This window comes from Micromonospora sp. CNZ322, from assembly GCF_007827755.1.
In genome coordinates, this window is the sequence record NZ_VITD01000001.1 from 563,125 (window position 1) to 571,177 (window position 8,053).

Annotated in this window: 8 protein-coding genes; 3 read left to right on the forward strand and 5 right to left on the reverse strand. The window is 72.5% G+C overall.

Going from position 1 to position 8,053, the window contains the following annotated elements; all coding sequences use genetic code 11:
• The first annotated feature begins 4 nt into the window (after positions 1-4).
• Positions 5-622, forward strand: a complete 618-nt coding sequence (locus tag FB453_RS02660) for an NUDIX hydrolase (RefSeq protein ID WP_181518483.1) — start codon at positions 5-7, stop codon at positions 620-622.
• On the opposite strand, the gene FB453_RS02665 is transcribed toward FB453_RS02660, so the two are convergent.
• Together FB453_RS02665 and FB453_RS02670 are read right to left on the reverse strand one after the other, a co-directional pair.
• Positions 591-1,682, reverse strand: a complete 1,092-nt coding sequence (locus FB453_RS02665; protein WP_124854753.1) for a mannose-1-phosphate guanylyltransferase — start codon at positions 1,680-1,682, stop codon at positions 591-593. The genes FB453_RS02660 and FB453_RS02665 overlap by 32 nt on opposite strands.
• Before the next feature lie 62 nt (positions 1,683-1,744).
• A complete protein-coding gene (locus tag FB453_RS02670; RefSeq protein ID WP_112582435.1) occupies positions 1,745-2,890 on the reverse strand; it encodes a glycosyltransferase family 4 protein in 1,146 nt (381 codons plus the stop codon).
• A gap of 153 nt (positions 2,891-3,043) precedes the next feature.
• On the opposite strand from FB453_RS02670, the gene FB453_RS02675 reads away from it, so the two are divergent.
• Entirely contained in the window at positions 3,044-3,733 is a 690-nt protein-coding gene (locus FB453_RS02675) for a TIGR03089 family protein (protein ID WP_145787233.1), read from the forward strand.
• Between the two features lie 148 nt (positions 3,734-3,881).
• Here FB453_RS02675 and FB453_RS02680 read toward each other — a convergent pair whose 3' ends face one another.
• Together FB453_RS02680 and FB453_RS02685 are read right to left on the reverse strand one after the other, a co-directional pair.
• Entirely contained in the window at positions 3,882-5,879 is a 1,998-nt protein-coding gene (locus FB453_RS02680) for an acetoacetate--CoA ligase (protein ID WP_145787234.1), read from the reverse strand.
• Positions 5,880-6,022: 143 nt separating this feature from the next.
• The gene (locus FB453_RS02685) at positions 6,023-6,541 is read right to left on the reverse strand and encodes an acyl-CoA thioesterase (RefSeq protein ID WP_091394150.1); all 519 of its coding nucleotides are present in this window, start codon (positions 6,539-6,541) and stop codon (positions 6,023-6,025) included.
• 23 nt (positions 6,542-6,564) lie between these two features.
• Here FB453_RS02685 and FB453_RS02690 point away from each other — a divergent pair, with 23 nt between their 5' ends.
• A complete protein-coding gene (locus FB453_RS02690; protein WP_145787236.1) occupies positions 6,565-7,236 on the forward strand; it encodes a hypothetical protein in 672 nt (223 codons plus the stop codon).
• A 37-nt stretch (positions 7,237-7,273) separates the two neighbouring features.
• Here FB453_RS02690 and FB453_RS02695 read toward each other — a convergent pair whose 3' ends face one another.
• A complete protein-coding gene (locus FB453_RS02695; protein WP_145787238.1) occupies positions 7,274-8,050 on the reverse strand; it encodes an alpha/beta fold hydrolase in 777 nt (258 codons plus the stop codon).
• Positions 8,051-8,053 lie beyond the last annotated feature (3 nt).

Sequence of the window (8,053 nt, forward strand, 5' to 3'; positions counted from 1 at the left end):
CGGGGTGCCCGACACCGTGATTACCGGCCCGACCGCCCAGACGACCGACCCCGAGACGTACAAGGCGCTGCACGCCGACGCCACCGCGTTGCTGGAGGGCTGGCAGCCCACCAGCCCGGACGCGGCCAGCGCGCGGGACCGCACCCTCGCCCTGCTCGCCGCCGGCCCGGTCGCGATGAGCCGGCAGCACCGCCCGGGGCACGTCACCGCCAGCGCGTTGGTGCTGGACTCCACCGGCTCCCGGGTGCTGCTCTGCCTGCACGTCAAGTTCGGGCGTTGGGTGCAGCTCGGCGGGCACTGCGAGCCGGTCGACCAGACCCTGGTCGCCGCCGCGCTGCGCGAGGCTACCGAGGAGTCCGGGATCGCCGGCCTGCGCATCGACCCGGTGCCGATCGACGTGGACGTGCACCAGGTGCAGTGCCAGGGCGGCTCGGCGCACCACGACGTCCGGTTCGCGGTGATCGCCCCGCCCTCGGCGGTGGAGCAGGTCAGCGACGAGGCCGAGGAGCTGGGCTGGTTCCCACCAGACCAGCTGCCCGAGCCGCTGGCCGGCGGGACCGTCCAACTGGTCGCACCGGCCCTGGCCGCCCTCAGACGTAGCCCTCTTCGCCTCGCTCCTTGAGCTCGTCGACCAGGGTCTTGACGTCCTGCGCCCGGTCGCGCGGGCAGACCAGCACCGCGTCCGGGGTGTCCACCACGATCAGGTCGCGCAGGCCGAGGACGGCCACCAACCGACCCGACTGCGGCACGACCACGAGATTGCTGCTGTCCCGCAGCAGCACGCCCGGCTTGGCCTCCGTGCCGAGCACCACGTTGCCGGCGTCGTCGGTCGGCAGCACATCGCCCAGGGTGTGGAAGTCACCGACGTCGTTCCAGCCGAAGTCGCCCGGCACCGTCGCGACCCGACCCGCCGTGGCCGCGCCCTCCATCACCGCGTAGTCGACGGAGATCTTCGGCAGGGTCGGCCAGATCGCGCCCAGGACGTCGTCCTGCTCCGGGGTGCCCCAGGCGGCGGCGATCGCGGCGACGCCGGCGTGCAGCGCCGGCTGCTGGCGGGCCAGCTCGGCGAGGAAGACGTCCACCCGCCACACGAACATGCTCGCGTTCCACAGGTGCCGGCCCGAACGGACGTACGCCTCGGCGACCTCGGCGGCCGGCTTCTCCTTGAACTCGGCCACCGGCCGCCACGGCACACCCTCGGTCGGATCGCCGGTCTCCAGGTAGCCGTAGCCGGTCTCCGCACGGGTCGGAGTGATCCCGACGGTCATCAGCAGGCCCTGCTCGGCCCCGCGGACCGCCTCCTGGACCGTGCAGACCCAGCTGTCCGTGTCGCGGATCAGGTGGTCGGCCGCGAAGCTGCCCATCACCGCGTTCGGGTCACGCGCCGCGATCACCGCGGCGGCCAACGCGATCGCCGCGCAGGAATCCCGGGGGGAGGGCTCGACCAGGATGTTCTCCTCCGGCAGCACGGTCAGCTGCCGTGCCACCGCCGCGACGTGCGCGGCACCGGTGACCACAAGGGTCCGATCCGGTGTGGTCAGCGGCGCGAGCCGTTCCACGGTCGCCTGCAGCAGCGAGGCGCTGGTGCCGGTCAGCGGGTGGAGGAACTTGGGATGGCCAGCGCGGGACAACGGCCACAACCTCGTGCCACTGCCACCTGCCGGAATGACCGCATAGAGCATCCGCACATCATGCCCGACGTACCTGCCCAAAGTGGCACGGGTCACCCGCAGTGCGTGGAGGATCAGGAACGGGCGCGGCTCCACGCCGCGATGTGCACCTCGGCGCTGGACTCCCAGGTGAACTCCTTGGCCCGGTCGAACCCCGCCTTCGCAAGCGACAGCCGCCGCTGCTCGTCGTCGAGCAGGGCGGCCAGGTCGGTGCCGATCTGCTCCGGGTCCTCCGAGGTGTACGCGACCGCGTCGCCGCCCACCTCGGGCAGCGAGAGCCGGGGCGTGGTCAGCACCGGGGCGGCGCACGCCATCGCCTCCAGGATCGGCAGCCCGAACCCCTCGCCGTAGGACGGGTACGCGGCGACCAGGGCACCGCCGAGGAAACCCGGCAGGTCGGCGTAGCGCAGGTAGCCGGGGCGCAGCAGACGCAGGTGCGACGGCACCTCGGCAACCGCCCGGTCGATGTCTTCGTCGTGCCCCTGCCCACCGGCGATCACCAGGGCCGGCGGATCGACCCGGTCAGCCACGGCCCGCGCCCACCCACGGATCAGGTTGGGCACGTTCTTCCGAGGCTCCTTGGCACCGAGGAAGGCGACGTAGCTGCTGTTGCCCAGCCCCAGACGGGCGCGTACCCGGGCCTTCTCCTCCTCGGTGGGAGCGTGGAAGGCAGCCTGATCGACGCCGTGGTAGGCCACGTCGATCCGGGTCGGGTCGGCGTCGAGCAGCCGGATCAGCTCGTCCCGGGTGGCCTTGCTGGGCACGATCACCCGGTCGGCGCGGCGCAACGAGGTCTTGATGGCGCTGCGGAAGAACGTGCGGCGCGACTTGTCGTAATGTTCCGGCTCGGTGAAGAACGTCGCATCGTGCACGGTGACCGTGACCGGACACCCGGCCCGCAGCGGGCAGGTGTAGAAGGGCGAGTGCAGCACCTCTGCGCCCACCTGCTGGGCGAGCAGCGGCAGGCCGGTCTGCTCCCAGGCGAGCCGGGCCGGGCGGTGCGCCACGGCGGCCGGGGCCGGGATGATCTCCGCGCCGGGCAGCATGCGGGTGTAACGCTCGAGATCGGTGCGGAGACTGACCACCGCCAGTTCCACCCCCGACCCGCACACCTTGCCGAGGGCACCGAGCAGACCGTCGACGTATCGACCGACACCACCACGGTCGGTGGGGACACTCGTGGCGTCGATGAGCACGCGGGGCGGGCGACCGGCGGTCACGGGGCGACTCCTTGTACTGGCGGGCTGTGGGGAACAACACTCCGGGGGTAAAGCCTACGCCGGGGCGCGGGGCCGACGCTGACTGCGACCCGACGGTACGCCGACTTGTCATCGTCATCGAGTACGGCCCGCAGGGGCGTATCGTTCGCGCCGATGGCCGACAACATTGCCCGGGTGTTCGCCGACGCGATCGCGACCGACCCGACCCGACCGCTGCTCACCTGGTACGACGACGCCAGCGGCGACCGCACCGAACTTTCCGGCGTCACCTTGGCGAACTGGGTGGCGAAGACCGCCAACCTCCTGGTCGACGAGGTCGGCCTCGCGCCGGGCACCCCGGCCGGCGTGCTGCTGCCGCCACACTGGCAGACCGCTGCGGTGCTGCTGGCCTGCTGGTCGGCCAAGCTGAGCGTCGTCGACACGCCGGGCGACGTCGGGGTGCTCTTCGCCGCCGCCGACCAGTTCGACGAGGCGCAGTCCTGGTCCGCCGACGAGCGGTACGCCCTCGGGCTGGCCCCGCTCGCCGCCCCGCTTCGGCAGGTGCCGCCCGGGTTCGCCGACTACGTCGTCGAGGTACGCGCACACGGTGACCACTTCACGCCGCAATCCGGCCCTGGCCCCACCGACGCGCACCTGCTGGGTCGTGCCGAGGTTCGCGCCACCGAGTTGGGCATCCTTCCCGGCGCCCGGGTCCTCATCGACGCCGCCCGGCACCCCGACCCGGTCGACTGGCTGCTGGCCCCGCTGACCCGGGCCGCCACCGTGGTCCTCTGCGCCAATCAGGACCCCGCCCGCCTGGCCGACAGGCTGGCCACCGAGAGAGTCACGCACTCCCTCCCCTAACCACCCGCCGTCCCACCCCACCCCACCCCGCCCCGCCCCGCCCCGCCCCGCCCCGCCCCGCCCCGGCGATCTTGCAGTTTCGGTTGTCGCGATGGGTGGGATGCCCCTTAAGTCGGGACAGAAAGTGCAAGATCGCCGGGGAAAGGGGTCAGGACGTCGTACGGGACTGGGCCAGGGCGGCGAAGGCGGTGAGGGACTCGGGGTTGACCAGGGCACCCTTCGCTGCGGCCTGGTCGACCGGGGTGCCGGTGAGGATCTTCTTGACCGGCACCTCCAGCTTCTTCGCCGAGAGGGTGCGGGGCACCGAACGCACCTGGTGGATCTCGTCGGGCACGTGCCGGGGTGAGAGCGCCGTGCGCAGTTCACGGCAGATCTTCGCGCGCATCGGGTCGTCCAGCTCCAGGCCCTCGGCCAGCACCACGAAGAGCAGCAGCTCACCTGCGCCGCCCTCGTCGTCCTCCAGGTGCACGACGACCGAGTCGAGCACCTCGTCGAGCCCTTCCACTACCGAGTAGAACTCGGCGGTGCCGAGGCGCACCCCACCGCGGTTGAGGGTGGCGTCGGAGCGGCCGGTGATCACACAGCCACCCCGCTCGTTGATGGTGATCCAGTCACCGTGCCGCCAGACGCCCGGGTAGACGTCGAAGTACGCCTCCGCGTAGCGGGTGCCGTCCGGGTCGTTCCAGAAGCCCACCGGCATGCTCGGCATCGGTTCGGTGATCACCAGCTCGCCGAGCTCGCCGATGACCGGCGTGCCGTCCGCGGAACGGGCCTCCACCTTGGCGCCCAACGCCCGGCAGGCGATCTCACCGGCGTACACCGGCAGCAGCGGCACCCCGCCGACGAAACCGGTGCACACGTCGGTGCCACCGGAGAGCGACTGGAGCTGGACGTGGTCGCCGACGGTCTCGTACACCCAGCGGAAGCCCTCGGCGGGCAGCGGCGCACCGGTGGAACCCACGCCGCGCAGCGCCGACAGGTCGGCGACGTCCCGGGGGACCAACCCGGCCTTACGGCAGGCCAGCAGGTACGGCGCGGAGGTACCGAAGTACGTCGTACCGGTCTCCGCCGCCAGCCGCCACAGCCCGCCGAGGTCAGGCTCAGCCGGCCGGCCGGGCTCCGCCCGGACCCCGGGGTTGCCGTCGAAGAGCACGATGGCCGCCCCCACCGCCGGGCCGGAGACCAGGAAGTTCCACATCATCCAGCCGGTGGTGGTGAACCAGAAGAACCGGTCGGCCGGGCCCAGATCGTGGTGCAGGGCGAGCATCTTCAGGTGCTCCAGCAGGATGCCGCCGTGGCCGTGCACGATCGGCTTCGGCAGCCCGGTGGTGCCCGAGGAGTACAGCACGTAGAGCGGGTGGTCGAACGGCACCGGCGTGAACGTCAACGGCTCGTCGGTGGGTGCGGCCAGCTCGGCCCAGCCCAGCGCGCCCTCGGGGGCGGGTCCCGTCGGGTCGAGGTAGCCGATGCTGACGGTGTGGCGCAGCGACGGCAGGGCGGCCCGGATCGCCGCGACCTCGGCACGCCGGTCCACCGGCTTGTCGCCGTACCGGTAGCCGTCCACGGCGACCAGCACCGTCGGTTCGATCTGCTGCCAACGGTCGGTGACGCTACGGGTGCCGAACTCGGGCGCGCAGGACGAGAAGATCGCGCCCAGGCTGGCGGTGGCCAGCAGCAGGACGTACGTCTCGGCGATGTTCGGGGCGTACGCCGCCACCCGGTCACCGGCGGTGACGCCGAGCCGGCGCAGCCCGGCCGACACCCGGCGGACCTGCTCGCGCAGCTCACCGGCGGTCAACGTGACAGGCGAGCGGGTCTGCCCGTGGGAGATCACCACCGGGTCGTCGTCGGCCCGCCCCGGCATCCGCAGCACGTTCTCCGCGTAGTTGAGCGTGGCGTCGGGGAACCAACGGGCGCCGGGCATCCCCCGCTCGGCCAGGGTGGCGGTCGGCGGGGTGTGCGCGATCACCTCGAAGTGGTCCCAGATCGAGCGCCAGAACCCGTCCAGATCGGTGGTGGACCAGCGCCACAGCGCGTCGTAGTCGGCGAAGTCCAACCCGCGGTGCTCCCGCAGCCAGCGCAGGTAGGCGCCGATCCGGGACCGCTCACGTACGTCCGCCGGCGGCGTCCACAGCATGTCACCCACTGCTCCACCCTCCCCCTGGCCCGACACGACACTGTGACTGGGCCGTGGCGCCATCTTGCCCTACCTCGAAGCGCCATTCTGCGCACCGGGTAGGCCAACCGACGCGTGCCCGTCCCACACTCCAACCCGCCACCTCATGTGGGTCAGCCGGCGCGGTGGGCCTGGATGGCGCGGCGGCGGGCCAACCGGTGCGCACGGCGGATCTCCGCCTCCTTGTACCGGCGCTCGTCCTCCGCCGTCTCCGGCAGCACCGGGCGGACCGCCCGCGGCGCCCCACCCACGTCCACGCCGACGAACACCAGGTACGCGGTGGCCACCCGGACCGGTGCGTCCTCGGCCGAGTCCCACCGTTCGGCGACCACCCGCACGCCCACCTCCATGGAGGTCTGGCCGGTCCAGTTCACCTGGGCGTGCGCGTGCACCAGATCGCCGACCCGGACCGCCTCGGAGAAGACGATCTCGTCGATCGCCGCGGTCACCGCGGTCCCGCCGCTGTGTCGGGCGGCAGCGGCCCCGGCCACGTCGTCGACGAACTTCATCAGAACCCCGCCGTGCACGGTGCCGTAGAGGTTGACGTCCACCGCGGTCATGATCTTGCTGAGAGTGACGCGCGAGTACGACGTCGGCTTGCCGGTTGGAGCGGCGGAGAGGTGCTCAGTCATGTCGAAAACGGTACGGTGCGCGGATGCGACATCTCTGGAGCTTCCTCGCCGGGCTGGTGGTGGCGCCCATCACCTGGGTGCTGGTGACACTGGGGCAGGACGGGTCGAGCCGGACGGTCGACCGCTGGGTGGAGATCGGCACGTTCAACACCGCCAACCTGATCGAGCCGGCCGTGTACCTCGGTGTCGGCGGTGTCCTGCTGGGCCTGCTCGGCACGCTGCGCGTCTCGCCACTGGGCCCGTTGGTGGCCGGTGCGCTGCTGGTCACCCCGTACATCGGGATGTTCGTGGCGCCCTTCTCGGTGCGGGACGCGATCCCGCACGAGTGGAAGGTGTTCGGCGATCCTCTGCCGCTGCGACTGCCCGTGGAAAACGGCACGCTCTTCCTGCTCGGCCTGCTGCTGCTGATGGCGACCTTCAGCCAACAGCGTTGGCGGCAGTGGCCGAGCCCGGCGACCGAACCGGCCGCGGCACCCACCCCCGCGTCGGACGGAGGCCCCCGCGACGACGACTTCACGCTGACCGACTGGCCGGCCCCCGCGCCCGCGGAGCGCGACGCCGCGCCCCTCACTCTGGGTTACCCGGCGGAATCGACACCGACCGAGCCGCTGCCCCGCCGGGTGGGTGGCGAATCACCCTGGTCCGCCCCACCGCGCGGCCAACCGCGCCCCGAGGACACCACCGAGATCCGCTGATCGCCGGGGCGGGCCGGGTGACCGGCCCGCCCTCCGTCTAACTCCCCGCCGCCAGGGTGGCCCGGACGGTGCCCAGCAGGGCGTCCCGGGCCGTCATCGGGAAGAAGTGCCCGCCCGGCAGCACGTGCAGGGTGGACCCGGCCGACGTCTGCTCCCGCCACGGCGCGACCCGATCCGGCGGCACCTCCCGGTCCCGGTCCCCCGCGAAGGCGACGATCGGGCAGCTCAGCGGCGGCTCCGGCCGGTACTCGTAGGTTTCGCAGACCGCGAAGTCGGCGCGGATGGCGGGCAGGAGCAGGTCGAGCAGTTCGGGTTCGGCCAGGATCTCCTCGTCCAGACCGCCCAGCTCACGCAGCCGTTCGACGACCACCGCGTCCGGTTGGTCGTGAATGTTCGGCGAGGTACGCCGCAGCGTCGGCGCGAGGCCACCGGCGGCGAAGAGAACCCGGGGCGGCGGCACCGCGCGGCGGCGCAGTTCGCGGGCCAGCTCGAAGGAGACCAGCGCCCCCATACTGTGCCCGAACAGGGCGTAGGGCACCCCCAGCTCGGGTGCCAGCGCCGGGGCGAGGGCCTCCACCAGCTGCCGCACCCCGGTGTACGCCGGCTCACGCCAGCGGGACTGCCGCCCGGGCAGCTCGACGGGGCAGACCTCGACGTCGTCGCCGAGCAGCTCCTGCCACCCGTGGTACGCCGAGGACCCACCACCGGCGTACGGCAGGCAGATCAGTCGGACGGCGGGGGTGACGCGGCGGCGCGGCCCGGCGACCAGCCAGCCCTGGGCGCGGCCGGGCGGGTGGGTGGTGAGGCGGTTCACGGA